General features: G+C 39.9%; 24 protein-coding genes and 1 other RNA gene. 14 read left to right on the top strand and 11 right to left on the bottom strand.

From position 1 onward, the window contains the following. Positions 1 to 38: 38 nt before the first annotated feature. Positions 39 to 1,163: a cyclic dehypoxanthinyl futalosine synthase gene (gene mqnC / locus J4N25_RS02500; RefSeq protein ID WP_207420561.1), complete on the bottom strand. Its 1,125-nt coding sequence runs from the start codon at positions 1,161 to 1,163 to the stop codon at positions 39 to 41. A 222-nt stretch (positions 1,164 to 1,385) separates the two neighbouring features. Between mqnC and J4N25_RS02495 the strand changes: the two genes are divergently transcribed. Continuing rightward, the gene (locus tag J4N25_RS02495; protein ID WP_207420560.1) at positions 1,386 to 1,919 is read left to right on the top strand and encodes a hypothetical protein; all 534 of its coding nucleotides are present in this window, start codon (positions 1,386 to 1,388) and stop codon (positions 1,917 to 1,919) included. Positions 1,920 to 1,960: 41 nt separating this feature from the next. On the opposite strand, the gene J4N25_RS02490 is transcribed toward J4N25_RS02495, so the two are convergent. From J4N25_RS02490 to ffs, 4 genes are all read right to left on the bottom strand, one after another. Next, on the bottom strand, positions 1,961 to 2,503 hold the full coding sequence (locus tag J4N25_RS02490; RefSeq protein ID WP_207420559.1) for a YfiT family bacillithiol transferase: 543 nt from the start codon (positions 2,501 to 2,503) through the stop codon (positions 1,961 to 1,963). Positions 2,504 to 2,558: 55 nt separating this feature from the next. Then, the gene (locus J4N25_RS02485) at positions 2,559 to 3,539 is read right to left on the bottom strand and encodes a YpdA family putative bacillithiol disulfide reductase (protein ID WP_207420558.1); all 981 of its coding nucleotides are present in this window, start codon (positions 3,537 to 3,539) and stop codon (positions 2,559 to 2,561) included. Between the two features lie 168 nt (positions 3,540 to 3,707). Continuing rightward, positions 3,708 to 4,367, bottom strand: coding sequence for a fructose-6-phosphate aldolase (gene fsa, locus J4N25_RS02480; RefSeq protein ID WP_207420557.1), 660 nt, complete (start codon positions 4,365 to 4,367; stop codon positions 3,708 to 3,710). 81 nt (positions 4,368 to 4,448) lie between these two features. Continuing rightward, positions 4,449 to 4,547: signal recognition particle sRNA small type (gene ffs, locus J4N25_RS02475), an RNA gene on the bottom strand. Between the two features lie 1,080 nt (positions 4,548 to 5,627). Here ffs and gltB point away from each other — a divergent pair. Both gltB and J4N25_RS02465 read left to right on the top strand, forming a co-directional pair. Continuing rightward, positions 5,628 to 10,145 (top strand): glutamate synthase large subunit, encoded by a 4,518-nt coding sequence (gene gltB / locus J4N25_RS02470; RefSeq protein WP_207420556.1) that lies wholly within the window; start codon positions 5,628 to 5,630, stop codon positions 10,143 to 10,145. 2 nt (positions 10,146 to 10,147) lie between these two features. Further along, complete coding sequence (locus tag J4N25_RS02465; RefSeq protein ID WP_207420555.1) at positions 10,148 to 11,620, top strand: glutamate synthase subunit beta; 1,473 nt, start codon at positions 10,148 to 10,150, stop codon at positions 11,618 to 11,620. Positions 11,621 to 11,714: 94 nt separating this feature from the next. Here the strand turns inward: J4N25_RS02465 and J4N25_RS02460 are convergent, their stop codons facing one another. Continuing rightward, positions 11,715 to 12,458 carry an SRPBCC family protein gene (locus J4N25_RS02460; RefSeq protein WP_207420554.1) on the bottom strand — a complete coding sequence of 248 codons (744 nt, stop codon included), beginning with the start codon at positions 12,456 to 12,458 and terminating at the stop codon, positions 11,715 to 11,717. A 335-nt stretch (positions 12,459 to 12,793) separates the two neighbouring features. Between J4N25_RS02460 and J4N25_RS02455 the strand changes: the two genes are divergently transcribed. After that, positions 12,794 to 13,045: a hypothetical protein gene (locus tag J4N25_RS02455; protein ID WP_207420553.1), complete on the top strand. Its 252-nt coding sequence runs from the start codon at positions 12,794 to 12,796 to the stop codon at positions 13,043 to 13,045. 92 nt (positions 13,046 to 13,137) lie between these two features. On the opposite strand, the gene J4N25_RS02450 is transcribed toward J4N25_RS02455, so the two are convergent. Both J4N25_RS02450 and J4N25_RS02445 read right to left on the bottom strand, forming a co-directional pair. Then, positions 13,138 to 13,479 carry an RNA recognition motif domain-containing protein gene (locus J4N25_RS02450; protein WP_207420552.1) on the bottom strand — a complete coding sequence of 114 codons (342 nt, stop codon included), beginning with the start codon at positions 13,477 to 13,479 and terminating at the stop codon, positions 13,138 to 13,140. Positions 13,480 to 13,737: 258 nt separating this feature from the next. Beyond that, entirely contained in the window at positions 13,738 to 13,953 is a 216-nt protein-coding gene (locus tag J4N25_RS02445) for a hypothetical protein (RefSeq protein ID WP_207420551.1), read from the bottom strand. A 233-nt stretch (positions 13,954 to 14,186) separates the two neighbouring features. On the opposite strand from J4N25_RS02445, the gene J4N25_RS02440 reads away from it, so the two are divergent. After that, positions 14,187 to 14,981: a TIGR00266 family protein gene (locus J4N25_RS02440; RefSeq protein WP_207420550.1), complete on the top strand. Its 795-nt coding sequence runs from the start codon at positions 14,187 to 14,189 to the stop codon at positions 14,979 to 14,981. Positions 14,982 to 15,251: 270 nt separating this feature from the next. Here J4N25_RS02440 and J4N25_RS02435 read toward each other — a convergent pair whose 3' ends face one another. The 3 genes from J4N25_RS02435 to J4N25_RS02425 are packed head-to-tail and all read right to left on the bottom strand — an operon-like array spanning position 15,252 to position 17,621. Then, positions 15,252 to 15,887, bottom strand: a complete 636-nt coding sequence (locus tag J4N25_RS02435) for a uridine kinase family protein (RefSeq protein WP_207420549.1) — start codon at positions 15,885 to 15,887, stop codon at positions 15,252 to 15,254. Next, a complete protein-coding gene (locus J4N25_RS02430; protein ID WP_207420548.1) occupies positions 15,880 to 16,824 on the bottom strand; it encodes a septal ring lytic transglycosylase RlpA family protein in 945 nt (314 codons plus the stop codon). Before J4N25_RS02430 ends, J4N25_RS02435 begins: the two co-directional genes overlap by 8 nt. A 29-nt stretch (positions 16,825 to 16,853) precedes the next feature. Next, positions 16,854 to 17,621, bottom strand: a complete 768-nt coding sequence (locus J4N25_RS02425; protein ID WP_207420547.1) for a DUF4905 domain-containing protein — start codon at positions 17,619 to 17,621, stop codon at positions 16,854 to 16,856. Positions 17,622 to 17,643: 22 nt separating this feature from the next. Here J4N25_RS02425 and J4N25_RS02420 point away from each other — a divergent pair, with 22 nt between their 5' ends. The 9 genes from J4N25_RS02420 to J4N25_RS02380 all read left to right on the top strand — a co-directional run bounded on the left by J4N25_RS02420 (position 17,644) and on the right by J4N25_RS02380 (position 26,761). Then, complete coding sequence (locus J4N25_RS02420) at positions 17,644 to 18,981, top strand: NfeD family protein (RefSeq protein WP_207420546.1); 1,338 nt, start codon at positions 17,644 to 17,646, stop codon at positions 18,979 to 18,981. A gap of 49 nt (positions 18,982 to 19,030) precedes the next feature. Continuing rightward, complete coding sequence (locus J4N25_RS02415) at positions 19,031 to 19,510, top strand: Dps family protein (protein ID WP_207420545.1); 480 nt, start codon at positions 19,031 to 19,033, stop codon at positions 19,508 to 19,510. Between the two features lie 190 nt (positions 19,511 to 19,700). Beyond that, positions 19,701 to 21,170: an IMP dehydrogenase gene (guaB, locus tag J4N25_RS02410; protein WP_207420544.1), complete on the top strand. Its 1,470-nt coding sequence runs from the start codon at positions 19,701 to 19,703 to the stop codon at positions 21,168 to 21,170. Between the two features lie 93 nt (positions 21,171 to 21,263). Continuing rightward, positions 21,264 to 21,887, top strand: a complete 624-nt coding sequence (locus J4N25_RS02405; protein ID WP_207420543.1) for a hypothetical protein — start codon at positions 21,264 to 21,266, stop codon at positions 21,885 to 21,887. Continuing rightward, entirely contained in the window at positions 21,868 to 22,593 is a 726-nt protein-coding gene (locus tag J4N25_RS02400; RefSeq protein ID WP_207420542.1) for a DUF3307 domain-containing protein, read from the top strand. Before J4N25_RS02405 ends, J4N25_RS02400 begins: the two co-directional genes overlap by 20 nt. 286 nt (positions 22,594 to 22,879) lie before the next feature. Continuing rightward, positions 22,880 to 24,280, top strand: coding sequence for an RtcB family protein (locus J4N25_RS02395; protein WP_207420541.1), 1,401 nt, complete (start codon positions 22,880 to 22,882; stop codon positions 24,278 to 24,280). Continuing rightward, entirely contained in the window at positions 24,280 to 24,900 is a 621-nt protein-coding gene (prfH, locus tag J4N25_RS02390; protein WP_242695758.1) for a peptide chain release factor H, read from the top strand. Before J4N25_RS02395 ends, prfH begins: the two co-directional genes overlap by 1 nt. A gap of 61 nt (positions 24,901 to 24,961) precedes the next feature. Further along, complete coding sequence (gene murI / locus J4N25_RS02385; protein WP_207420540.1) at positions 24,962 to 25,792, top strand: glutamate racemase; 831 nt, start codon at positions 24,962 to 24,964, stop codon at positions 25,790 to 25,792. Positions 25,793 to 25,849: 57 nt separating this feature from the next. Continuing rightward, a complete protein-coding gene (locus tag J4N25_RS02380) occupies positions 25,850 to 26,761 on the top strand; it encodes a polysaccharide deacetylase family protein (protein WP_207420539.1) in 912 nt (303 codons plus the stop codon). Positions 26,762 to 26,820 lie beyond the last annotated feature (59 nt).

Raw genomic sequence — 26,820 nt, 5'->3', positions numbered from 1 at the left:
ACTTGCATGATGAAAAGAGGCGCAATATGCAACCCTGTCTAATAATTGATTGTTTGCTGTTCCATCTGTGCTGGCATTTCCCTGAATTCATATTTCTGGTTGCGCAACTGGGGCTCAAACCCAGCTTCACGGATAGACTTTTGGATAGCATCTGATGTAAAGCGGTGAGGTGCACCAGCCGCACTTACCACATTCTCTTCAAGCATAATAGAGCCAAAATCATTAGCCCCGGCATGTAAGCATATCTGTGCTACTTGCTTTCCTACAGTTAACCATGAAGCTTGAATGTTTTTAATATTGGGAAGCATTATCCGGCTTAACGCAATCATCCGTATATATTCATCTGCAGTTACCTGATTACTAATGCCTCGCACCTTTTTTAATAGAGTTCCGTCGTCCTGAAATGGCCATGGAATAAAGGCAGTGAAACCGTAGGCTCCTTCAGGCTTTTCAGACTGAACCTGTCTGATCCAAACCAAATGCTCAAAGCGTTCTTCAAGCGTCTCAACATGACCGAACATCATCGTTGCTGAAGTAGGAAGATTTAATTGATGAGCAGCCCGCATTACATCCAACCATTCCTGTCCGCCACATTTTCCTTTCGAGATTAAACGTCTTACACGGTCATTTAGGATTTCTGCACCTGCACCTGGCAATGAATCTAATCCGGCTTCCTTTAAAGTCTTCAATACCTCATAATGAGATAGCCCGTCTAATTTTGAGATATGTGCAATCTCTGGGGGACCTAAAGAATGTAATTTAAGAGTAGGATAAAGCTCCTTTAGTTGCTTAAATAGATTCGCGTAAAATTCAAGACCTAGATCAGGATGGTGCCCGCCTTGTAGCAGAAGCTGATCTCCTCCGAAACGGAAAGTTTCCTCTATCTTCTTTTTATAGGTTTCAATATCCGTGATATAGCTATCGGCGTGACCGGGCCTTCTGAAGAAGTTGCAGAACTTACAATTTGCAATACAAACGTTAGTGGTGTTGACATTGCGATCAATTTGCCAGGTTACCTTACCGTGCGGCACTTGTTTCTTTCGCAGTTCGTTTGCTACATATATCAAATCGGATGTACTAGCATTTTTGAATAAATAAACGCCTTCTTCCTGAGATAGAAAATCAAATGTAAGAGCCCTTTGCAATAAGTCCTGCGTGTTCATCTTTGCAAAGATAAGCAGTCCGCTCCAGTGATTTTATTTAAAAAAACAATATGAGGGTTATTTTTTTCAAGCAATCCTATGAGTTTTTCAGCAGGAGCGAGTTTTATAATTGAGAGGTTACGGGTGGATTTTGTTTGAAAGGGCGCTTGTAACTGTATAATGAATTTCCTTAAAATGGTGAAAACTAAACTTCTATCTTAGGGTTTATTTCGAACCGAAACTATGGAAGAACCAATAATTATTACGGCCGAAAATCAAAATAATGTTTGGCTTGAAATTGAGAAGGAATTTAAGAACCAGGGGCCAATAGCAGTTTTCCACTTTGAATTTGAAAAAAATGATCGACGTATTTTATTAGATATTGATGGGAATAAGCAATCTACCACATTCAGCTCCATTATTTATAATCGTAGCGACTTTCGTTTTGCTATTCATCCTCAAGGTGTAATTGGTGAATTAGGAAAGTTTTTCGGCATGCAAGATGTGGTTCTGGGTTATAAAGAATTTGATGACAGATTTATCATAAAAACCAATCAGGAAAGTAGAGTTGAGTCGCTGTTTGCTGATGAGAAAGTAAGGAATCTGCTCATATCAGTTCCTGAACTATGTCTTGGAATTGTCGAATATCTTACAGAGAACGAAGAAGGCAAAGTTCCCTTTCTGGAATTAAAGGTTGATGGTTATATCAATGAAACTCAAATATTAAAAGAGTTATTACAAGTATTTTATAACCTTTTAACAAAAGTAGATTCGTAGAGAATTTGTAGGGAAAAGTAAATACTGTGCTATAGGATCTTTTATAATGATCCTATAGCAATTTTAATATGTGAAAGATGGTGCTTGAGGTGCCAGTTAGATATAGCTATCGCCTGGGCCTGATTAAACTTAACCTTTCTAACCGGGTGGAAGTATTCTATATCCAATTCCCTATCAGTTAAAGATCGCATTAGGAAAACGTACCTTTTTGTTAAACCTTCAAGGGCTTGGATAGAGTCCTCGATTGGTTCAGCCAAGCTATCTGTAGTTTGAGCCCAGGCATCCATATTTATTAATGTTACATCGGAATAATCAGTTTCTGTAATAGCTTTTTTCATCCTGAAGTAATGCAGTAATTGGATGTCGGCTACATGGTGTACTAACTGCCTGATATTCCATCCACCTGGCCTATAACTTCTGATTAGATCGTCTTCTGCTAATCCCTCGAGTGTTTTCTTGTATAGTGAAGGTATTTCTTCTATTTCAGCAATTAAAGAAGCTATCTCGTCTGAGGTGTATTTTTCTTTCTTTTCGAAAGGCCCGATGGGAAATTTCAGGCTATTAATGTCCGCAACGTTTTCCATTATTATCTTGATGTGAATTTATGCTATTAAAAGTATATCATTTAGTCTTATTCGATCACTTTTTAGACATGATATCCTCAATTATCCTAATGGCATGGATCCTTGAGTTCTCTATGAATAGAGTATGTGTATTCATGCCTCCGCAAACTACCCCTGCCAAATATAAGTTCTTAATATTAGTTTCCATACTGTCGGAATAGACAGGTATCCTATTCTCATCTACTGAACATTCAATACCTATCTTATTGAGGAAATTAAAATTAGGAAGGTATCCGGTCATAGCCAGAACAAAATCATTTTCCAGGGTTACAGGACCATCCGGAGTTATAATATCTATTTCACGTTCTCTGATCTCTGTTATTTCAGAGCTAAAATAAGCTTTTATACTTCCTTCTTTTATGCGATTTTCAATATCAGGCCTAACCCAATACTTTACGCTTTTACCGATCGTATCGCCCCTCACAATCATAGTTACCTCGGCCCCTTTCCTGAATGTTTCCAGTGCAACATCAACTGAGCTGTTGCTGGCGCCTATCACGACAACCTTCTGCATTGTGAAATAGTGCGGATCTTTATAGTAGTGATATACCTTTGGAAGATCCTCCCCGGGAATATTTATGAGGTTAGGTACATCATAAAAACCGGTTGCAACGATCACATATTTAGAGGTGTAACTTGCCTTGTAACTTTTTACTATAAAGGTTTCCTCTTCTTTGGCAACTGTTTCAACCTGTTCAAAAAGTTTGATATTTAATTCATATTGAACAGTAGCGCGGCGGTAATATTCCAAAGCCTCGGCACGTGTAGGCTTGGGATTAATGGAGGGAAAGGGGAGGCCTCCAATTTCCAGACGCTCCGAAGTGGAGAAGAAGGTCATATTGACCGGATAATTATATAAGGAGTTTACCAAGGTACCTTTTTCGAGAATAAGGTACGATAACCCCGCTTTCTTTGCTTCAATAGCACAGGCAAGACCAATTGGTCCGCCTCCAATAATTATTAGATCAAAAATTGCGCTCACGTTTCCTTTAACCATTTGCAGCAATAATAGGATTTTCTTTAATTCTATTTTTTAAAAACAGTCGGGAAGAACCCTCAAAAAAAAATCATCCTCAGCTTTAGATTTCTGCTCATTAAGGTTTTTTTAAAAATAAAAAAAGGCCGCCTTATAAAAAGCGGCCTTCAAAAAAAAATTATAATGCTCTTATTTACCTGCAGCCTTCGCGTGGTCTGCAAGGAATTGAGCTAATCCATTATCTGTTAACGGGTGTTTTAATAATGCTAATATTGGAGCTAGAGGAGCTGTAACTACATCGGCACCAAGTTTAGCACAATTAATAATATGCATCGGATGACGAGCAGACGCTGCTAATATTTGTGTAGTATAACCGTAGTTATCAAATATAGTGCGAATGTCTTCGATTAAAGTCAAGCCGTCAGTAGAGATATCATCTAAACGACCAATGAAAGGAGAAACATAGGTTGCACCTGCTTTAGCAGCTAACAGAGCCTGACCAGCAGAAAATATTAGTGTACAATTAGTTTTAATACCTTTTTCAGTGAAATACTTAATTGCTTTTACACCGTCTTTTATCATTGGGACCTTTACAACAATGCGCTCATTAAGTTTAGCTAATGCTTCACCTTCAGCAATCATTTCTTCAAAAGTTGTAGAAATTACTTCAGCACTTACATCTCCATCTGTAATCTCGCAGATTGCTTTGTAGTGATTGATCACATTTTCTTCACCAGTGATTCCTTCTTTAGCCATCAAGCTAGGGTTAGTAGTAACGCCATCTAAAACACCTAGATCATGTGCTTCCTTGATTTGAGCTAAATTTGCAGTATCAATAAAAAATTTCATGTGGTAATAAAAGTTAAATTTTAATTCAGTGGAGTTTTTGTGATCTGTGTCTTTAGATTTTAATGGCAGAAGAAAAAAAAAGTGGGCTAGCACCTTCTATCGCACCGCTACAACCCTCTACCCTTGCTTTGTTCCCAACCTGGGGGAGTTCAAGAGGAGCTGGTCGTAGAAGACTAACCCGCCGCAAAAGTAAGAACTTTTTGATATCTCTATAATTTTTTTGAAAATATTTATTGAAAACGGAAAGGAATGTGATCGGTTTTGCAGCTAATCGGATTGACTTGTAGTGCGTTACAGGCTGTATTAAAAGGTAATTATTTCTAAACTATTTGTATCTTTACCATCACTTCATCAGATATGAGCGAGTACAAGTGGGGTATCTGAACTATTTAAGTTCAATTATTTGCAAGAAGTAGGTTTGCCCGAACGGTTACTTGGTACATAATTTCGATAAAGAGCAGTATGCTATCCAACTTCGTCCAACCTTTGAAAAATAGGTACACTAAGTCTTTAATTTTCTACCGCTACTAAAAATTTTCCGAACACTTCCCGAATAAACCCAAAAAGTCAAAAAGTCAGTTTTCTCTTTTTATCTCTGTTTTTTAGGATTTGAGATTTTGTAGTTTTATTTCAAAACTTCGTTTGCTGCCCATTAGAGCACTTTCGGTATATCTGGTTGGGGTACTTAGTGTACCTGGTTCGGGACGCCTTCGGAATTTTGGAGAACCTTCCCGAAGCTGCCTCGAACCTGTCTCGAAGAAGGTACCTTCCTGTTCACCCTAAATTGAGCTAATAATTACCGCAAAAAGCATTAAAAAAGGGGGGGCTGAAAAGTTAAGAATGATAAAAAGGAGGGGACGCTCTTAAGGTCTTTCATCCCTCAAGATCTTTATTGAATTTGCCTAGGCTTGTAAGGAAGCTGTTAAGATACCGTTAAGGTAAGTAGCGGTTATTCAAAGCCGCTAGACCTAAATTTTGTGGGCTTTTGTTAGAAAAATAATATGACCAGGATCATATAAATAACATTATATAACTACAAATGTCATCAAATTGTTTTCAAAAAAAGCTGAATTAATGCTGTTTTGTTGATATGTTCACAAAGGCTATTGTTAATATTTCAATAAATCGACGTTAAATTTAATGAATCGTTAAACAAGAGTGATTTTGTTCTTTTTGTTTTAAAGAAAACGCAAAAGTTATTGCCAGATAGTGAAATTTCGGCCAAAAAGCGTATTTTCGTGGATTACCATTATAATTCTGATGAAGCAAACCGGAAATGACCAACAGGGATTATATCGCCCTGAATTTGAACACGACTCATGTGGAGTGGGTTTTATTACGAACATTAATGGCCATAAATCGCACCAAACTGTTTCAGATGCTTTAACAATTCTGGAGAGTATGGAGCATAGAGGTGCGTGTGGCTGTGATCCTGAAACAGGAGATGGTGCCGGTATTCTGATGCAATTACCTCATGAATTCCTTATGGAAGAGTGTATTGCTTTGGATATCCACCTTGCAGAGCCTGGCCATTATGGTGCAGGTAACTTTTTCTTCCCTAAAGAAATAGCTGCTAAAGAGGCTTGCCGATCAGTAATTATTAATTCTGCTGAAAAGCTCGGCCTTCCTTTTTTAGGATTCCGTAAAGTTCCTGTAAACCCTAGTGTGGTTGGCCCAACAGCTCTTGCCGTTGAGCCAGATGTTGAACAAGTGTTTATTGGCCGTCCTGCCAACATTGTAAGCGTAGAAGATTTCGAAAGAAAGCTTTATGTGTTAAGACGCTTAATTACCAAGTCTGTTAATGAAACAGTGAAGAACGGAAGTGATTTTTATATCACATCACTTTCTGCCCGTGTTATGGGTTACAAGGGACAGCTTACTACTTACCAATTACGTCAATATTATCTTGATCTTCAGGATGAGCGTTTGACTTCTGCTTTTGGTATGGTACACAGCCGTTTCTCTACCAATACTTTCCCTTCATGGAAGTTGGCTCAGCCATTCCGTTTTATGGCTCACAATGGTGAGATTAACACGTTAACTGGTAACTTGAACTGGTTCTATGCTGGTTTAAGATCTTATGCGTCTTCTTATTTTACAGCCGAAGAACTTGAGATCGTTCTTCCTGTGATCGATAAAAATCAATCAGATTCAGCTTGTTTAGATAACGTAGTCGAAGTTCTGGTACATACTGGCCGTTCTTTACCTCATGTAATGATGATGCTTGTTCCTGAAGCCTGGGATGGAAACGAGCATATGGATCCGTTGAAGAAAGCATTCTATGAATTCCATGCTACAATGATGGAACCATGGGATGGACCTGCTGCACTTACCTTTACAGATGGTAAGCAAATTGGTGCTTTATTAGATAGAAATGGTCTTCGCCCGTTACGTTATGCAACTACAAATGATGGACGCGTAATAGTAGCTTCAGAGGCTGGAGCACTTCCAGTTGATGAGAAGTTGATCACTCAAAAAGGCCGTTTGCAACCTGGTAAAATGTTGTTAATGGACATTGTTGAGGGTAAGATCATCACAGACGAGGAAATTAAAACAAAAATTGCAAGCAGTCAGCCTTATGCTGAATGGCTTGAGAATTATAAAATTAAAATCGAAGAACTACCTGAGCCGAGGGTTGCATTTACAAATCTTTCTAAAGATGCAGTTCACAAATATCATCAGGTATTCGGTTATACCCGTGAAGATATCGAAACTATCATTAAGCCAATGGCTGTTGATGGTAAAGAGCCTATCGGGTCAATGGGTACTGACGTTCCTTTGGCTGTATTGTCAGATCGTCCACAGCACCTTTCAAGTTATTTCAAACAGTTCTTTGCTCAGGTAACTAACCCACCGATCGACCCGATCCGTGAGCGTATGGTAATGAGCCTTGCTACATTTATTGGCAGCAATGGTAACTTGTTTGATGAAGATAAAATGCATTGTCATTGTGTTGCCTTGCAACAGCCGATCCTAACTAATACTGAGCTTGAGAAATTAAGAAGTATTGATACAGGAATGTTCAATGCTAAAACTCTTCAAACGTATTTCAAAGCTGATGGTCAGGCAGGTTCTCTTCAAAAGGGACTAGAAAGGCTTTGCCGTTACGCAGAGGATGCGGTAAATGATGGGTTCGAAGTTATCATTTTATCAGACAGAGCTGTTGATTCTCAGCATGCTCCAATTCCTTCACTTTTAGCTGTATCTGCAGTTCACCACCATTTGATCAGAAAAGGTTACCGTGGTCAGGTAGGTATCGTGGTTGAGGCTGGAGATGTTTGGGAAGTTCATCACTTTGCTTGTTTATTAGGTTTCGGTGCTACTGCAGTTAACCCTTACCTTGCTCTTGAGACTATTCATGCTTTAAAAGAAGAAGGCAACCTTGAAACTTCTTTAGAGTTCAAGTATCTTTCTAAAAACTATATCAAATCCGTTTGTGATGGTTTGTTAAAGATCTTCTCTAAGATGGGAATCTCTACCCTTCAATCATATCAAGGTGCTCAAATCTTTGAAATCCTTGGTATTAACAGAGCAGTAGTTGATAAATACTTCACTGGTGCTGTTACTAGGATCGAAGGTCTTGGTTTAGACGAGATCGCTAAGGAAACTTTATTCAAACATAAAAACGGATTCATCAGTAAAGCACCTGCATTGCTTGCAGAGGGTGGTATTTACCAATGGAAGCGCCGCGGTGAAGCTCACTTATTTAATCCACAAACTGTTCACTTGTTGCAACAGGCCACTAAGACAGGCGACTATAACGTTTACAAAAGCTACGCCCGTTTAGTAAATGAGCAGGACGAAAGAAAATACACTTTACGTGGTTTGTTTGATTTCGCTCATCATCGCGAGCCAATTTCTATTTCTGAGGTAGAGCCAGCTTCTGCCATCATGAAGCGTTTCGCAACTGGTGCAATGTCTTTTGGTTCTATTTCTCACGAGGCTCACAGTACACTTGCTATCGCCATGAACCGTATCGGTGGTAGAAGTAATACAGGTGAAGGCGGTGAGGATGAGATGCGTTATGAATTACTTCCTAACGGAGATTCAATGCGTTCATCTATCAAACAGGTAGCTTCTGGACGTTTCGGTGTAACTTCTTATTACCTTACCAATGCAGATGAGCTTCAGATCAAAATGGCTCAGGGTGCTAAACCAGGTGAAGGTGGTCAGTTGCCAGGTCATAAGGTTGATCCATGGATTGCGAAAGTACGTCACTCAACTCCTGGAGTAGGTTTAATTTCTCCTCCTCCACACCACGATATTTACTCAATTGAAGACTTAGCTCAGTTGATCTTCGATTTGAAAAATGCTAACCGTGCTGCCCGTATCAATGTTAAGTTGGTATCTAAAGCTGGTGTTGGTACTATCGCAGCAGGTGTTGCTAAAGCTCATGCCGACGTAATCCTGATTGCAGGTTACGATGGTGGAACCGGAGCTTCTCCAATCAGTTCAATTAAACACGCAGGTTTACCTTGGGAGCTGGGTCTTGCTGAGGCACATCAAACGCTTGTGCGTAACCAATTGAGAAGCCGCGTTGTATTACAAACAGACGGTCAGTTGAAAACCGGCCGCGATATTGCAATCGCTACTTTACTTGGTGCAGAAGAATGGGGTGTTGCAACTGCTGCTCTTGTTGCTGGTGGTTGTATCATGATGCGTAAGTGTCACTTAAATACTTGTCCGGTAGGTGTTGCTACTCAGGATCCTGAATTACGCAAGTTGTTCAGTGGTAAACCAGACCATATCGTTAACCTTTTCAACTTCTTAGCAGAAGAGCTTCGTGAAATTATGGCTGATCTTGGTTTCAGAACAATTAACGAAATGGTTGGTAAGGCTCAGTTCCTGAAAGTAAGAGAAAATAATCTCCACTGGAAAACCAGAACTTTAGATCTGTCTGCAGTTCTTTATCCTGTGACTAATCCTAACAAGAACCAAACGCTATACAACAGCGAGTCGCAAGATCATGGAATGTCTAATATCCTTGACTGGCAGCTATTAGAACACGCTAAACAGGCATTAGAAAGCAAAACTCCTGTATTCGGTTCATTTAACGTTAAAAATACTGACCGTACAATCGGTACCGTATTGTCTAACGAAGTAACCAAGATCTATAAAGCTGCTGGTTTACCAGATAATACTATCAATTACAAATTTGTGGGTTCTGCTGGACAAAGCTTTGGAGCTTTCGCGACAAAAGGTCTTTCTTTTGAGTTAGAAGGTGAAGGTAATGACTATGTAGGAAAAGGTTTATCAGGAGCTAGATTAGCTGTTTATCCTTCAGCTGATAGTTCTTTAGTTCCTGAAGATAATATCATCATTGGTAACGTGGCACTTTACGGTGCAACTTCAGGTGAGCTATTCGTAAGAGGACAAGCAGGTGAGCGTTTTGCAGTACGTAACTCTGGTGCAACTGCAGTTGTAGAAGGAGTGGGAGATCACGGTTGTGAATATATGACTGGTGGTAGAGCGTTAATACTTGGTAAAACAGGAAGAAACTTTGCCGCTGGTATGAGCGGTGGTATTGCCTGGATCTATGATGCAGACGGTACATTTGCTGAGCATTGTAATCTTGAAATGGTGGATCTAGATCCGCTAACAGGAGAAGATGAAGAGCAAATCACTGCACTACTTCGTCAGCACATGCAATTGACTCAAAGTCATCTAGCGTTATTCTTACTAAGTAACTGGAATCAGGAATCTGGTAAGTTTATTAAAGTGTTCCCTAAAGAGTATAAAAAAGTATTACAACACGCACAATTTCAACCAGCTAATTAAAAATGGGAAAAATAACAGGATTTAAAGAATACGCGAGAGAGCTGCCCGGTAAAAGGCCAGTTGAAGAGCGTGTTAACGATTATAAAGAATTCGTAGGGTTATTTACAGAGGAGAAGTTAAACGAGCAGGCGGCTAGATGTATGAACTGTGGTATTCCTTTCTGCCACAATGGTTGTCCGCTTGGTAACATTATCCCTGAGTTTAACGACGCGGTATATAAAGAAAATTGGGAAGAAGCTTATCGCATTCTTTCTTCAACAAATAACTTCCCTGAATTTACAGGGAGGATTTGCCCTGCTCCATGTGAATCATCATGTGTATTAGGTATTAACAAGCCTGCGGTAACTATCGAGGAAATTGAAAAGCACATCATCGAGATTGCTTATCAAAAAGGTTTGGTAGTTGAAAAAGCACCTTTGATCCGTACAGGTAAAACTGTTGCGGTAGTAGGTGGCGGTCCTGCCGGATTAGCTGCAGCTGCTCAGCTTAACAAAGCTGGTCATACGGTAACAGTATTTGAGCGTGATGAAAAAGTAGGCGGACTACTTCGTTTCGGTATCCCTGATTTTAAATTGGAAAAATGGGTGGTTGAACGTCGCGTTAAATTGATGGAAGAAGCAGGTATCATCTTCAAAACAGGAGTAGAAGTTGGTAAAGATATCCTTGCCGATGAGTTGATGAAGTCATTCGACGCGGTTGTTTTAGCTGGTGGTTCCACTATTCCTCGTGATTTGAACATTCCGGGCCGCGAGCTTAAAGGGGTTTACTTTGCTATGGAGTTCTTAAAACAGAACAACAAACGCGTTAGTGGTATCCCTTATTCTGAAGAAGATATCCTTTCAACCGATAAAGATGTAATTGTAATCGGTGGTGGTGATACTGGTTCTGACTGTGTTGGTACTTCAAACCGTCATAAGGCAAATTCTATCACTCAGTTCGAATTGATGCCTCAGCCTCCGAAAGATCGTACAGAGGCGATGCCTTGGCCTACTTATCCAATGTTGTTAAAAACTACAACATCTCATGAAGAAGGTTGTACCCGCATGTGGGGGGTAAATACTAAAGAATTCTTAGGTGATGCTAACGGCGAGCTAAGAGCTTTAAAAGTAGTTGACGTAGAATGGGAAACTGATGTATTTGGCCGTCCGGTTAAATTCAAAGAGGTTGAAGGTTCTGAGCGTGAACTACCTGCTCAGCGTGCTTATCTTGCAATGGGATTCTTACATCCTCAGAAACAAGGTTTGTTGGAGCAGTTAGGTGTAGAGTTCGACGAGCGTGGTAATGTTAAGGCTAAAGAAGGCCAGTACCAGACCAGCGTGGATAAAGTATTTGCTGCAGGTGATATGAGAAGAGGTCAGTCTTTGGTTGTTTGGGCTATATCAGAAGGCCGCGAAGCTGCAAGACGTGTAGACTTATTCTTAATGGGAACTACAGCTCTTGAAAGTAAGGATGCTGAAAGCATGTACGCTTTCTAAGAAGTAATCAGATATGGTAATAAAAAATCCCGCCAACCGGCGGGATTTTTTTGTTTTCAAAAGCCTAAGCCTTCCAGTTTAATCAGCTAAGTAGTTAAGCATTAATCGATGATCCTGAGGTATAAGTTTTGTATTCATCACCCTCTACATAGTGTTTGAAGTTCTTTATGTCTTCTCTCACCATGTTCTCAAATACTCCGTTCATTAGTTTTGCAATACTATGTCCAATAGCACCGGCAGGAGGGAAGTAGTTGATTTCAACATTAAGTTCAGTTCCCACTCCGCTTATTGCGTCGCGAAACTCCACTTTTCCAGCGTTATCTACATTAGCACCTTCGATAGACTGCCATCCAATATACCGGTTTTCTTCCTCTTTTGTAATTTGAGCGGTCCAGTCGATAGTTACCAGTTCCCCTGGTACGTTTGCTTTCCAATGAGAGTAAGTCTGATCAATCTCTGTTACAGATTTCAAATGCTTCATAAATTTCGGAAGGTTCTCCAAATTTCTCCAGAACCTGTACACTTCCTCTCTCGGGCTGTTTACAATGAAAGTTTCCGTGATCCTTATTGCAGGTAGGTCTGTGGTGTCTTTACCTAATTTATTATAAAGGGGACAGTAGCCTGTAGCTCCGCGGTAAAGTAGGTAACCACCAAGTGCAGTTTCCTGCAGGCCGAGAATCGGGTTACGGAAAAGCTGCGTAATTCCCTTAAACAGCATGTAACTTCCAGCTGCCGCGGATATCACCCTTTCAGTTGGATTGACATTTTCCATTTCTCCTGGTTCTAAAACAGTTCCTTTTACGGATTTATTTACCCTGTTAGTTAATTCTTCGAGCATGTTTTTCTTAGTTTAAATGATTAATTATTCTCAATAAGAATATCTTGTATTAGCAGACAAAAACTATCTGTTAATTTCTATAAAGTACGTTTGACGGTCCCGATTGTTTTTACCTGACTTATTAATGTTAACTAATTAGCCTCTACCTTAATCACTTATCTTCAAATTGCAGTAACGTAGAAATTCTTTGGTTTCTCACCGAGGTATTAACAAGGAGTACAAGAAAAATGTTATGATTAGGGTAAGCAATGGAAATTAAATGGATGGCAAATGAATATTTATAAGGGTTGGCATTTCAATTGATATAATAGAAGTAAGAAATTATTAGAACGTAGATGAAGCAATTATTTTTCATATCACACGATACACAAACTGCTGTTAAAGCGGGAAGATCTGTAAACGGAATTCCCCAGATAGAAACAGAGCAGGTTCCCGCTATAAATGCTTTTTTAACACTTAATCACCTGAAGAACATATTGTCTGTATGGGACGACGATGATGATTTTGAGGAAGTATTGGATACTTATACTTTTATAACCATTAGGGATGCAGAAAATAGCATCTACAGTAAAGATAAATTAGCTTGATTTTGCCATTTATGCTAATAAACAAAAGCCTGTCCTTTAAAAAAGACAGGCTTTTATGTTATTGAAAAGTCTTAAAGCTCTGATAAAAGCTGCTATCTGCTGTGAGATCCTCTGTTATTACCATAAGAACCACCGCCACGATTAAAGCCACCGCCGCCATTTCCACGACCGCCGCCACCTCCCTGAGGAGCTCCGTCTTCTTTCGCTTCAGTAACAAATATTTTGTGTCCGTAGTAATCACCTCCGTTCATGCTTTTGATAGCCTCTTTTGCTTCGGCTTCATTTGGCATTTCCACGAAACCGAAACCTCTGCTTTTTCCGGTTTCTCTGTCTTTTATAATTCTAAGAGAGTTAACTTTTCCAAAGTCACCAAAGACTTCTCTTAATTCAGATTCCCCAACTTGTAAGGGTAATCCTTTAATAAAAATTTTCATTTATTGTATAGTATAATATTTATAAGTGAGCAATAAGTAGATGTGATAAGTGTATCACCATATACATAAGCATTCAACAGCCCGTAGTGTTCTGTTAAATTTCTCTTTTTCAAGAATGATTAAAACGGCCGAAAGGAGATGAAGGCCAAATAAAGATTAAATGAATTAAGAAAGAACTTAACTATTACAGCTGCTTCTTTTACAAAGCTACGCATAACAATTAAGAAATCAGCTTAAAATAAAAAAATTGCGTTGCAATTATATACCAGCAGATGCTGAAAAAGGAGTGATGGATTTAAATTTTCCGTCAACGTAAATAACATTTATAGGGTTTACTCTATAATATCTGTTATTTTCAAGACCAACGAAAAACTCACCAAAACGCACTTTATCCCGCTTAATTTCTTCTATTTCAACTTCAGATAAACTTTCAATTACACTCTGAGCCTCTGCTTCTGATAAAATCTTTTCCATAATACTATTTTAAATCACCGCCGCCCAACAATCTCCGTATCCCAATAGCAATTTTTCTGCCAATATCCTTTCTTTTTCAATTGGATATTATTTTGAGTGTTATCAATGTTTTGAAAACGAATTATTTAGGTCGTTAGTCTAAGTTGTATACGTTTAATATATATAGAATAGTTTCTTGTTTTGACATTTTGTAACAAATTATTTTATCTTCAGTCTTAAACACATAAAAATATATGATCAGAAATCACGAAATAGACTATCGCATCTACGGCGAAGAGATGCAATACGTAGAAGTAGAGCTGGATCCAAATGAGACAGCAGTGGCGGAGGCTGGAGCTTTTATGATGATGGATGATGGTATTCAAATGGATACTATCTTCGGCGATGGAAGTCAGCAGCAAAGCGGAATTTTAGGAAAACTATTTAGCGCTGGTAAAAGGCTTTTAACGGGCGAAAGCCTTTTTATGACGGCTTATACCAATATAGGCTATGGCAAAAAGAAAGTAAGCTTTGCTTCTCCTTATCCCGGGAAAATTATTCCTCTTGATCTTGGCGAGTTAGGCGGACGAGTAACATGTCAAAAGGACGCTTTTCTATGTGCGGCGAAAGGTGTTAGCGTTAGCATTGAATTTCAGAGAAAGTTAGGAACCGGCTTGTTTGGTGGCGAAGGATTTATAATGCAAAAGCTTGAGGGCGATGGCTTGGCCTTTGTTCATGCCGGTGGACATGTAGCCGAGAGGGTTTTACAACCAGGAGAAGTGCTTAAAGTGGATACCGGTTGTATTGTTGGTTTCACACAGGGAGTAAGTTATGACATCCAATTTGTGGGAGGAATTAAAAATACACTTTTTGGAGGTGAAGGGGTGTTTTTTGCTACCTTGAGGGGACCTGGTAAAGTTTGGATCCAGACCTTGCCTATAAGTCGCTTAGCTAGCAGGGTTCTTTCTTATGCTGGTCCTGGGAACAGAAAAGAAGAAGGAAGTATTCTAGGAGGATTAGGCAATTTCCTTGACGGGGACGGAAGATAGTACATATTATCAGGGGTTTGAAGCAGCTTTCTTCAAACCTCTTATGCTATCTGTCCGGACATTTTTTACACCTCTTACCTTTTTGGTATTTCTTACAGCACTTTTTAAAATCGCAGCAGGAAAAGATGCAACCCAAGCCTTTTGAAAACTCAGGGTCTGTAGGGATTATTGATCTTTGTTCTTGTTGCACCACTTTCACAAATTCTTCCATGGAGGCAAATATAGTTATTAAGACTAGATCTAAATAGAAAAAGAAAAATTAATCTGGTATTATTTCAAGAGCAGTTTCTCTCTTAGCTCCTTTGACAACTCGTTTGAAACTGCGATAATATCGTCGGCAACATGAGAGTTGTTGAGGATAATCTTGTCAGCGGTGTCCTTATAAGGAAGGAGGTAGTTTCTATAGGCAGGAAGAACATGGTTCTCCCATTGATACATGATCATATCCCTGGTGTATCCTCGTTCTGCAGTATCCCTCTTAATTCTTCTATTTAAAGTGATCTCTTCTTCTGCATCAAGAAATATCCTCATGTCGAATAGATCCGAGATCTGTTTATAGTGGAATACAAAGAGGCCCTCAACAATAATAATCGGAGCGGATTTTAAGGTAAGTAATTTCGCTTGTTCTTCTGCTACATTAAAAGTGTACTCTTTTTTTGTAACAGACCCGCCTTGTAAAAGAGTATTGAGGTCAGCTAATAGCTGAGATTCCTCGATACAGATAGGAAGATCGAAGTTTATCCAGCCATTTTCATCCAACGGTTGTACTTCCATTGGCTTATAATAATCGTCCTGGGATACAAGAGTAATTTCGTGCTCCTGGAAATGATTTAAAAAACAGTTTAGAAAGAAGGTTTTGCCAGAACCACTGCCGCCGGCAATACCAATAACATAAGGCTTATTCATTCGGCATTCCATAATCGATGCTAACTAAAAAACGTTTATCCAAAGCGCCAAGCAAATCTGCCGTAGCTTTGGTTAATACGATAATTGCATCTCTTGTGGTTTCATTCTCTGTAAATTTTCCAACTACTTTGACAAAAGTCGTCCTGTCCGTCATTGGATTGGTGATCTTAATAATGGTACCAACAGGGGCTGAATGATGTAATGCAAGCATTTTAGTACTATCGAGAGCCTCGTCTTCAAACCATACAGCAACCCCACGCTCATTTCGTTCTGTTACACCTAGCCGGCCGGTTTTACCCCTCGTTTTTTCAGGCTTTGCGGTGGCTTCGGGTATTTCCATGTCTGATTCTGTTTCTTCAGTGGTATGCCTTGTACCAGGCTTTGCAGAAGGTGATGTCTCGGAATTTGCAGTAGTAGCTACAGTTTGGTCGGTAGTACTACTTTGCTTTATTTTGAGCACTTGTCCCACACTTAGGCTATATCCTGAAAGATTATTTAATTGCTTGATTTCTCCAATGGTAGTTCCAAACTTTCTAGCTATAGCAAATAAGGTTTCTTTTGGCCCAACTTTGTACTCAATAATTTCAGATGAGGCTGCAGCAGGAACACTTGTTGCAAGGGGGGCTTTCGCAGGTTCAATTTTAGCTTGTTTCTTTTCTACAGGTTTAGCAGCTTTCGTGGTGGTTGCACCAAATGCTCGTTGAGTAGGTACTTTCAATACTGTTCCTATTCCCAAGCTGACGTTGTTATTATAGCTAATAATCTCTTTGGGGGGCACGTTGTACAACCTGCCTATTGAATAGTAAGTTTCTTTTGCTGCTACTTTATGTATTATAACCTGTTGTCCGTTATTGTTTTCAACTCCTATCGAATCTACAGTTACAGCATTTGCCTGAACTGAAAAAAAAGTACAAAGAGCTGCTATTAAAGAACGCATTGATTTATCTCCATTTTTTTAATTTGCAATTATACTAAATAGGAAACAATTTCCCTTTTCTCATCACGAATGCAGAACAAATGATTGTGACTGATAAAAAACGCCTCTGGGTTTCTTTTTAGTATATTAAGGGCCAGATTGTCTTCCAGAAGCACTTCTTGTGGACCTGCAATACGTAACGTTTGTGTGAATGTGTTTTCATTAGCAGTATGATAGCAGGCGATCATTTTATTATTATGTTCTTTGAAAGCTATTTCACCAACGGTATTGTCAGGCAGTGATATAGGAACAAGCATTCTATCATAGATGAAAGTAGGGACAATAATATCGCGCAATACAGGTTTATAGTCTGCTGCAAATGATTTGATAGTTGCTCCGTTTTCCGGGTCAAGGATCTCAATCCATTTACCTTGGATTTTAGAGTCAGTAACAATAAGTCCTTCTTCTGCTATATCCTGCAGGGCTTTATTGTGTTGCTGCCAGGCGATTGTCCCCTTATGGGTAAAGGCAATTATTCCCTGATGTTCAGGCGTCTCTTCTGCAAGGTAACTGTGGATGAAAATTCGTCCATTACTTACCCGGTCCAGGCTCCATTTCCAACTATCTTCTACAGTTATTTCCCTGAACAGGCATTCTCCTGTTGCGAAGTTGAAGGCTGAGAAACTAGCGGTATGCGTTTCAGCATGTCGACTTTCAATAGCTACAACCGGAAATTTGTCGTCTATTTCGATCTTCCAAATAATTCCCTTGAACTTTTCATTCAAAGATGGTTTTATATATTTACTACCAGAAAGCATTCACAAAGTAAATTAAATACTCATGCAATACCTAAAACAATTATTACTTATAATCCTGCTGTCGCAGTCGCTGCAAATACTCGCTCAAAAGCAAACGGTCTATCTATTTGAGATGAAAGCTGAGATAGGGCCTGCAGCATGGCGTTTAACCCAGAAAGCTTTTGATAAAGCTAAAGAATCTGGGGCGCAGACTATTATAATTGATATGAACACCTATGGTGGTATGGTGGAGTACGCCGACTCGATTCGCACTAAAATCCTTAATTCGCCCATCCGAACCATTGTTTTCATTGAAAATAATGCGGCATCTGCCGGGGCTTTGATTGCAATTGCTTGCGATAAGATCTATATGTCTAGATCTGCTAACATTGGCGCCGCAAGTGTGGTGAATGAGAAAGGGGAGGTATTGCCTGAGAAGTATCAATCGTACATGCGGGGAAGGATGCGGGCCACTGCCGAAGCCAAGAAAAGGAATCCTATAATTGCAGAAGGGTTTGTTGATCCTGATGTGGAGATACCAGGACTAAAACCTAAAGGAAAGGTGTTAACCCTTACTGCATCGGAAGCTGCCAAAGTTGGATATTGCGATGCGGAAGTTGAAGATGTTGATGCCGTGGTTGCTGCAGAAGGGTTAAATGGCCCAACTATCGTAAAGCATCAGGAAAGCGCCCTTGATAAAGTCTTGGCATTTCTTATTAGTCCGGCCATCAGCGGTCTTTTGATTCTTCTGATAATAGGGGGGATCTATTTCGAAATGCAGGCCCCCGGGATCGGATTTGCACTATTGGTTTCTGTAGTAGCTTCCCTGCTTTATTTTGCTCCGCTTTACCTTGAAGGTTTGGCCGAACATTGGGAGATAGGCCTGTTTCTGTTAGGTATTATTTTGTTGCTTTTGGAGGTTTTTGTGATACCGGGATTTGGAGTAGCAGGAATTCTTGGAATAATCTGCCTGATTGCAGGTTTGGCTCTCAGTATGGTGTTGAATAACTGGTTTGATTTTACGGTAACAGGTCCAGAAAAATTGACTACTGCTGTATTAACTGTTATAGGTGCGATGGTAGCAGCCATAATAGTGTCGGTGATCTTTGGTAAGTCGCTAATGCGCTCGCCGGTATTCCAACGCCTCGTGCTGCAGGACGAACAACGCTCCCAGCAAGGTTATGTATCAGGCAAACAAGTGGGAGCGCTGGTGGATAAAACAGGTGTAGCTAAAACAGACCTAAGGCCGTCGGGTAAAGTAGTGATCGACGAAAAATGGTATGATGCTGTATCGCTAGACGGCTTTATCAATCAGGGTAGCCAGGTTTTGGTTATTAAACAGGAAAATTATAATGTATTTGTTAGAAAAATAAACTCTTAAAACCTTTGCTTATTTTGCAGGTTTCAATTGCAAAAAATTACATCATTTTATGGACGCAGAAAAAATCGGACTTGAAGAAGTTAAAGTTAAACCTATCGTAGATCACTTGAATGATTTATTAGCTAATTACCATATTCATTATCAAAAGCTTAGAGGCTGCCACTGGAATGTTAAAGGAAAAAGCTTCTTTACACTTCATGCAAAGTTTGAAGAGTTATATACTAATGCAATCGCTACTATAGACGAGCTGGCTGAACGTATCCTTACTCTTGGTAAAGCTCCTTTAAGCACATACCAGGATTATCTTTCTGTTTCCAGAATTAAAGAGATCCCTACTGAAGGTGTGGAAGACGTACAATTGGTGTCATCTATTCTTGACGACTTTTCTGCCTTGATCGAAATGGAAAGAGAGATTATGGAGCTTACTGCTGATTCGGGCGATGACGGTACTAACGACATGATCAATCGCTTCATGCAGTTCAAAGAAAAGAACACTTGGATGCTTCGCGCTTATTGCGGTAAAAACTAGAATTGAAAGGGAAGGCGTTGTATTGAGAGCCTTCCCTTTTTTCATTACTATGTTATCTGAAAGTCTGCTCCAAGTAATCTTAATATTAAATTAGCTGTTATTCTGCAATCTAGCTTGATTTACCAAAGCATATAGTTGTAGTTAGAGAAAAAATATTATCTTTGCCCGGCAAATAATAAATTTTATTTGCATGCATCTCGATCCTGAAAAGTTCGTCGCTGAAGGTTTAACTTATGACGACGTATTATTAATCCCCGCATATTCTGAAGTTCTTCCTCGTGATGTTGATACCCGTACGTATCTAACAAAGAAAATTCGTTTGAATGTTCCTATTGTATCTGCAGCGATGGATACTGTTACTGAAGCCGAGCTTGCTATTGCAATTGCTCAGGCAGGTGGTATTGGTATTCTTCACAAGAATATGACCATACAGCAGCAAGCTGATGAGGTAAGAAAGGTAAAACGTTCTGAAAGCGGAATGATCATGGATCCGGTTACGTTGCATAAGGATGCTTTGGTGGGTGCAGCTTTTCAGATGATGAAGGAAAACCGTATCGGGGGTATTCCTGTAGTAGATTCTGATAATACACTGGTAGGTATTATTACCAATCGCGACTTACGTTTTCAGAAAGACGTAAATCGTCCGATATCTGAAGTAATGACTAAAGACAATTTAGTTACTGCGCCAAAAGGTACCGATCTGGTTAAGGCAGAGGAGATACTTCAGGATTATAAAATTGAGAAGCTTCCGGTTGTTGACGATAGTGGTAAATTGATCGGATTAATTACCTTCAAGGATATTCAGAAATTCAAGAATTTCCCTACCGCCTGTAAAGACGAGCATGGACGTTTGCGTGTAGGTGCTGCAGTGGGTGTTGCCGGAGATAATTTAGAAAGGGTTGCGGCTTTGGTTGCGGCAGGGGTAGATGTAATTACTATTGATACTGCTCACGGTCATTCAAAAGGAGTAGTGGATATGGTGAAAAGTGTTAAAGCTGAGTACCCAGATCTACAGGTTATTGCTGGAAATATTGCCACAGCTGATGCCGCTATAGCTTTAGCTGATGCCGGTGCAGATGCTGTTAAAGTTGGTATTGGTCCTGGTTCGATTTGTACTACACGTATCATTGCAGGTGTTGGAGTTCCGCAGCTATATGCAGTATATGAGTGTGCCAAAGCGCTGAGAGATAGAAATGTTCCAGTTATTGCCGACGGTGGAATTAAGCAAACCGGCGATATTGTTAAGGCAATAGCTGCAGGTGCAAGTTCTATTATGGCAGGATCTCTATTCGCGGGGGTTGAAGAGTCGCCAGGTGAAACTATTATTTACGAAGGAAGGAAATTTAAATCTTATCGTGGTATGGGTTCGGTTGAGGCGATGTCTAAGGGTTCTAAAGACCGTTATTTTCAAAGTGAGGCCGATTCTGTTACCAAGCTCGTTCCTGAAGGTATTGTAGGTCGTGTTCCTTATAAAGGTACTCTTGCTGAAATTATCTTCCAGTACATAGGAGGTTTAAGGGCGGGAATGCACTATTGTGGAGCTGCAACTATCGAAGATCTTCAAAAAGCAAAGTTTGTAAGGATCACTGCAGCAGGTATGCGTGAAAGTCATCCTCATGATGTGACAATTACTAAAGAAGCTCCTAATTATACAAGATAGTTAATATGATATCGGCTAATTGGCCGATAATTTAGTATATCGGCTATTTAGCCGATAATTTGAATTATCGGCTGTTTTGCCGATCATTGTAAAATGATAGCTATACTAACAGGCGATATAATAAATTCACGGAAAGCCACTTCTACAGAGGAGTGGCTTTCTGTATTAAAAGAGGCACTTGGTAGTAAAGAAAGCTGGGAAATATTCCGGGGAGACAGCTTTCAATTGAAAACAGAAGTGGAAGAGGCTCTTCTTAAAGCGATCTACATTAAAGCTTGTGTTAAAACCATTAAGAATATTGACGTCCGCATAGCTATAGGCATTGGAAGGGAAGGATATACTGCCGAAAAATTAAGTGAATCAAACGGAGAGGCTTTCATATTTTCGGGGGAAAAGTTTGAGTTGCTGAAAAAAGAAAAGGTAAGCTTGTCTGTCAGATCAGCTTCGGCAGATTTTGATTTCGAGTTTAATATTGCCCTGAAACTAGCTCTAATCGCGGTAGATAAATGGACGCCTGCGGTGGCAGAAATGGTTAAAATAGCATTAGAAAACCAAGGAGCGTCTCAGTCGGAATTAGCCGAGCTTACTAATAAAACTCAATCATCTGTAAGTGAGGCCTTGTCTCGTGCCAATTTTTTTGAGATATTGGAACTCAATTCCCTTTATAAGAAAAAAATAAAAAATCTATCTTCTATCGATGAACCTGCTTCTAATTAAACTCCTTGTTGCCCACCTTATTGGCGATTTCTTTTTACAGCCAGACAGATGGGTAATTGAGAAGGAGGCCAGGAAGCTGAAATCCCCTAAACTTTACTATCACATTTTAATCCATGGGATCCTTACAATTTTATTCACATGGAATGCGGGTTTTCTTGTACCCGCTTTACTGATCATGCTTTTTCACGGCATTATCGATGGCATTAAATTAAGTTTTCAAAGGCCCGACACTAAAAGAAGATGGTTCTTTGCCGATCAGTTGTTTCATATACTTACCATTGTTATAGTATGGTACACCTATGAGCACCCAAGCATTGATTTCAGCTATTTCAAATCTGATACTTTTTGGATCCTAACACTCGCGCTTCTTTTCCTTACTTATCCTACCTCCATCATAATAAAAACTCTTATTGCAAAATGGACACCCAATGTGCCACTTCCTGCAAGTAACTTAACCGGAATTGGATCTCTTGAAAGTGCAGGAAAATATATAGGTATCCTGGAACGACTACTTACTTTTCTATTTATCACAACAGGTCATTACGAAGCTGTGGGCTTTCTTATTGCAGCAAAATCAATCTTTCGTTTCGGAGACTTAAAGGAGGGAAACGATTTGAAGTTTACTGAATATGTCCTTATAGGAACCTTATTAAGTTTTGGTATCGCTATTCTCGTAGGACAAGCAATTACCGTCATGCTTAAATAATTTTAAGTGAGGTGAGATATTTTCTAAAAAAATTATACTTTTGCAATAATTCCTTTAAACTCAAATATCAGGAATCATGACCGAGCTTATTTACATATCGCCCCTTTCGATGTACGCTTAACAGCGTGGCTCTGTATTCTATTTTAATTTCAGATTGAACATCTTGTAGTGCCAGGCATTGCCGAAAGGGTATATCCCAACCCGGGACGAATCACCTATTCAAATTTCAGAAATAATTTATTACCTGCTCTGGCAAAAGCCGGATCAGAAAAACTGAACATGCTAAATGGGCCATTCATTAAGAACAAAAGATCTAAGTAAAATAGGTTATACTAACGACAAGGCGAGAAGCCTTGCAATAAACATTTTTAATAAACATTTCAAGTATCATACAAAATCAGAACAATTAGAAACGCTAAGCTCTCTAAGAGAAAGGCCTGAAGATTTTCTGGAAGATGATGTATTAGGAAAATTGGCAGAAGTGCTGACTGGCAAGACAAAGGAAATTCAATTCAAGGTTCATTCTCTTATGGAAGAGCCTGCTCCACTTAAAATGTATGGTGGGAAGGAGATCGAGGCTATTGCGAAAAGACAAATCGAGTTAGCTTCGTTGTTGCCCGTAAGTGTAGCTGCCGCGCTGATGCCCGACGCTCACATGGGATATGGTTTACCAATCGGTGGTGTTCTGGCTACAAAAAATGCCGTTATTCCTTACGCGGTAGGAATGGATATAGGCTGCAGGATGTCTCTCTCGATAATTAATGCAAGTGATACTTATTTAAAGCGATATAGCTTTCAGATAAAAGAAGCCATAAAAAAGTGCACTCATTTTGGCATGGAGGGAGGACTAGACTTCAGGCAGGAACATGAAGTATTAGATGATCCACTTTTCAGGGCTATGCCTTTATTGAAGCAATTACATGGAAAGGCGGTAAGGCAGCTCGGATCCTCAGGAAGTGGAAACCATTTTGTTGAGTTTGGCGAGATCGAGTTGTTTGATAATAACACCTTAGGGCTTGTGGCAGGAAAATACTCGGCCATTCTTTCTCATTCCGGAAGTCGAGGTTTAGGGGCAAATATTGCTAAGCATTACACCAATATAGCTATGAACACCTGTAAGCTCCCACGTCAGGCACAACAACTGGCTTGGTTAGACATGGATTCTGAAGCGGGACAAGAGTACTGGAATTGTATGAACCTGGCAGGCGATTATGCGAAAGCTTGCCACGATCAGATCCATTCTAACCTGGTTAAAGAGCTGGGACTTGAGGTGCTATTCAAAGTAGAAAATCACCACAACTTTGCATGGAAAGATCAATGGAATAACAACGATGTTATTATTCACCGTAAAGGCGCTACTCCTGCACATAAGGGAGAGCTAGGGATTATTCCAGGAAGCATGACTGCTCCCGCTTATCTGGTAAGAGGACTAGGAAGTGGAAGTTCTATATTCTCAGCTTCGCATGGAGCAGGGAGGGCAATGAGCAGACAATCTGCAAAAGATAACATGACCGTGTCTGCAATGAAGAAAGTCCTTTCAGCAGCCGGGGTTAGCTTAATTGGTGGGAGCGTGGAAGAAAATCCTACAGCCTATAAAGACATTGAAAAGGTTATGACAGCCCAGAAGGAGCTCGTTGATATAGAGGGGAAGTTTAAACCCATGATTGTTAGAATGAATAAGGAGTAATGATGATGGAAGAAAAGATTATTCAAATAACGTCTGGAAGAGGGCCTGTAGAATGTTCCAGGGTGGTGGCGAGGGTCTTAGACCTATTGCTGGATCAGGTAAGGAAAACAGGGGTTAAGGCTGAGATCATTGAGCAGGAGCATGGTAGCATAAAGGGGACTTTATTGTCAGCTTCTATTTTAGTTAAAGGAAGCCTTTTAGCTCCATTGATTGAGGAATGGCAAGGTACAATTCAATGGGTAGGGCTGAGTCCCTACCGGCCTGCCCATAAGCGTAAAAATTGGTTCGTGGGAGTAGAGGTATTCGAAATAAGAAAGCATATCGTTTGGGATCCGACTGAAGTAGCGTTCGATACCGCAAGATCTTCCGGGCCCGGAGGACAGAATGTAAACAAGGTAGAGACGGCAGTTAGGGGTATACATATCCCAACCGGAATACAGGTTTTGGCTATGGATACTAATTCGCAGCTTCAGAATAAAAAGCTCTGTCTCGAAAGATTGGAACGGAAAATCAAAGGCCTTGAACAAGAAGAGATCATGCGATTGCAAAAGAGCAAATGGGACGAACATAATTGTTTAAAACGGGGCGACCCGGTGAAGGTAATTAGAATGAAGTTGTAAGTAAATAACTTTATCTAAAACCGTTTAAGTTCTGTTAGCAAAGATTTCCTAATTTCGCGCAATGTCTGAGAAGAATGGTCCTATTGGGGTATTTGATTCTGGTTATGGAGGTTTAACTGTTTTTAAAGAGATAGTGAAGCAACTGCCGGAGTATGATTATTTGTACTTAGGAGATAACGCTAGAGTTCCGTACGGTACCCGGAGTTTCGAAACTGTTTACAAATATACATGGGAGTGCGTGCAGCACCTTTTCGAAAAAGGATGCAAATTGGTAATTCTAGCTTGCAATACTGCATCGGCCAAAGCACTAAGAAGTATTCAGCAGAACAATATTCCCAACCTGCCCGACTTCCGCAGGGTGTTGGGGGTAATTAGGCCAACAGCTGAAATCGTTGGAGAACTTACGAAAACCCGAAAGGTTGGAATACTTGCCACCCAGGGAACAATAAGTTCTGAATCATATGTGCTTGAAATCGGGAAGTTTTTTCCAGATATAGATGTTGTACAGGAAGCATGCCCCATGTGGGTTCCACTGGTTGAGAACAATGAATTCAACTCGAATGGAGCGGATTATTTCATTCAAAAAAACCTTAACAATATCCTGGAAAAGGTTTCCGATATAGATACTCTGATCCTTGCATGTACACACTACCCATTATTGCTGGGCAAAATTAAACAGTACCTGCCGGGGAACGTCCAGGTGGTTTCTCAGGGAGGATTGGTAGCGGCAAGCTTAAAAGATTATATGGTAAGACATCCGGAAATTGAACGCTTATGTTCAAAAGGCGGTATAAGTGAATTTTACACAACGGAGTCGACCGAGAGCTTCAACGAGAAGGCCGCAATTTTTCTGGGACACCAAGTGTTTTCGAAGCATTTAGCCCTACATTAAGAACTAACAGAATTTTAAAATAAAACAAAGAGTATTTCCAGAACGTATTTCGAACTTATGAAACAATTAGCAAAAGGATTTTTATCAATAGCTCTTCCGGTAACTATTTTACTGGCATCTTGTGGTGAAAGCAAAAAGACAAGTGAAGGTACAACAGCAGCAGCAACTGAAAGTGCTTCTCCTACAACAGGTTCAGCTTCTACAGAGAATACAAATGCAGAACAACAGCAAGCCAGCGCTACAAAGACGAGGGTTGCAGCTGATGCCAAGACAATTTTAGCCCGGAAACAGGTTCCTATTCTTTGCTATCATCAAATTCGTGATTGGAGAAGTTCTGACTCGCAGACGGCGAAGGATTATATAACACCAGTAGCTACTTTTAAATCTCATATAAAGATGCTTGCAGACAGTGGATACCATACCGTTTTGCCGGAGCAGCTATATAACTACCTGGTCTATGGAGATCCGCTTCCTTCCAAGCCGGTGATGATCACTTTTGATGATACAGACCTTGACCAGTTCACCGTCGGTAATGAGGAGCTTAAGAAGTATAATTTCAAAGGCGTATACTTCATTATGACTGTTTCTATCGGTCGCCGAGGAAGATTTAAGTATATGGATAGCGATCAGATCAAACAGCTTTCCGACCAGGGGAATACTATCGGAAGTCATACGTATGATCATAAGAATGTGAAAAAATATCAGGCGGAAGACTGGGTGCAGCAAATAGAAAAGCCTACAAAGCGCTTAGAAGAGATCACCGGTAAAAAGATGGATTACTTTGCATATCCTTTTGGCCTATGGAATAAGGAAGCAATTCCTGAATTGAAAAAAAGAGGTTTCAAGGCGGCATTTATCCTCTCGACAAAAAGGGATGAAAATGACCCATTATTCACGATCAGAAGAATTATTGCAAGTGGTTTCTGGAGCGCAAAAACGCTAAATAATAGTATGAAGAACAGCTTCTAGGTTATTATTCGTAGAACAAGAAAGCCCGGCGATATTCGCCGGGCTTTCTTGTTTTATGC

It is taken from the genome of Desertivirga brevis (genome assembly GCF_017355835.1).
This window is presented reverse-complemented; position numbering and strand designations above follow the sequence as displayed.

Excerpts from the sequence above, each read along its gene's own strand:
- mqnC (WP_207420561.1), bottom strand. The coding sequence starts at position 1,163 with ATGAACACGCAGGACTTATTGCAAAGGGCTCTTACATTTGATTTTCTA.
- J4N25_RS02495 (WP_207420560.1), top strand. The coding sequence starts at position 1,386 with ATGGAAGAACCAATAATTATTACGGCCGAAAATCAAAATAATGTTTGG.
- J4N25_RS02490 (WP_207420559.1), bottom strand. The coding sequence starts at position 2,503 with ATGGAAAACGTTGCGGACATTAATAGCCTGAAATTTCCCATCGGGCCT.
- J4N25_RS02485 (WP_207420558.1), bottom strand. The coding sequence starts at position 3,539 with ATGGTTAAAGGAAACGTGAGCGCAATTTTTGATCTAATAATTATTGGA.
- fsa (WP_207420557.1), bottom strand. The coding sequence starts at position 4,367 with ATGAAATTTTTTATTGATACTGCAAATTTAGCTCAAATCAAGGAAGCA.
- gltB (WP_207420556.1), top strand. The coding sequence starts at position 5,628 with ATGAAGCAAACCGGAAATGACCAACAGGGATTATATCGCCCTGAATTT.
- J4N25_RS02465 (WP_207420555.1), top strand. The coding sequence starts at position 10,148 with ATGGGAAAAATAACAGGATTTAAAGAATACGCGAGAGAGCTGCCCGGT.
- J4N25_RS02460 (WP_207420554.1), bottom strand. The coding sequence starts at position 12,458 with ATGCTCGAAGAATTAACTAACAGGGTAAATAAATCCGTAAAAGGAACT.
- J4N25_RS02455 (WP_207420553.1), top strand. The coding sequence starts at position 12,794 with ATGAAGCAATTATTTTTCATATCACACGATACACAAACTGCTGTTAAA.
- J4N25_RS02450 (WP_207420552.1), bottom strand. The coding sequence starts at position 13,479 with ATGAAAATTTTTATTAAAGGATTACCCTTACAAGTTGGGGAATCTGAA.
- J4N25_RS02445 (WP_207420551.1), bottom strand. The coding sequence starts at position 13,953 with ATGGAAAAGATTTTATCAGAAGCAGAGGCTCAGAGTGTAATTGAAAGT.
- J4N25_RS02440 (WP_207420550.1), top strand. The coding sequence starts at position 14,187 with ATGATCAGAAATCACGAAATAGACTATCGCATCTACGGCGAAGAGATG.
- J4N25_RS02435 (WP_207420549.1), bottom strand. The coding sequence starts at position 15,887 with ATGAATAAGCCTTATGTTATTGGTATTGCCGGCGGCAGTGGTTCTGGC.
- J4N25_RS02430 (WP_207420548.1), bottom strand. The coding sequence starts at position 16,824 with ATGCGTTCTTTAATAGCAGCTCTTTGTACTTTTTTTTCAGTTCAGGCA.
- J4N25_RS02425 (WP_207420547.1), bottom strand. The coding sequence starts at position 17,621 with ATGCTTTCTGGTAGTAAATATATAAAACCATCTTTGAATGAAAAGTTC.
- J4N25_RS02420 (WP_207420546.1), top strand. The coding sequence starts at position 17,644 with ATGCAATACCTAAAACAATTATTACTTATAATCCTGCTGTCGCAGTCG.
- J4N25_RS02415 (WP_207420545.1), top strand. The coding sequence starts at position 19,031 with ATGGACGCAGAAAAAATCGGACTTGAAGAAGTTAAAGTTAAACCTATC.
- guaB (WP_207420544.1), top strand. The coding sequence starts at position 19,701 with ATGCATCTCGATCCTGAAAAGTTCGTCGCTGAAGGTTTAACTTATGAC.
- J4N25_RS02405 (WP_207420543.1), top strand. The coding sequence starts at position 21,264 with ATGATAGCTATACTAACAGGCGATATAATAAATTCACGGAAAGCCACT.
- J4N25_RS02400 (WP_207420542.1), top strand. The coding sequence starts at position 21,868 with ATGAACCTGCTTCTAATTAAACTCCTTGTTGCCCACCTTATTGGCGAT.
- J4N25_RS02395 (WP_207420541.1), top strand. The coding sequence starts at position 22,880 with ATGGGCCATTCATTAAGAACAAAAGATCTAAGTAAAATAGGTTATACT.
- prfH (WP_242695758.1), top strand. The coding sequence starts at position 24,280 with ATGATGATGGAAGAAAAGATTATTCAAATAACGTCTGGAAGAGGGCCT.
- murI (WP_207420540.1), top strand. The coding sequence starts at position 24,962 with ATGTCTGAGAAGAATGGTCCTATTGGGGTATTTGATTCTGGTTATGGA.
- J4N25_RS02380 (WP_207420539.1), top strand. The coding sequence starts at position 25,850 with ATGAAACAATTAGCAAAAGGATTTTTATCAATAGCTCTTCCGGTAACT.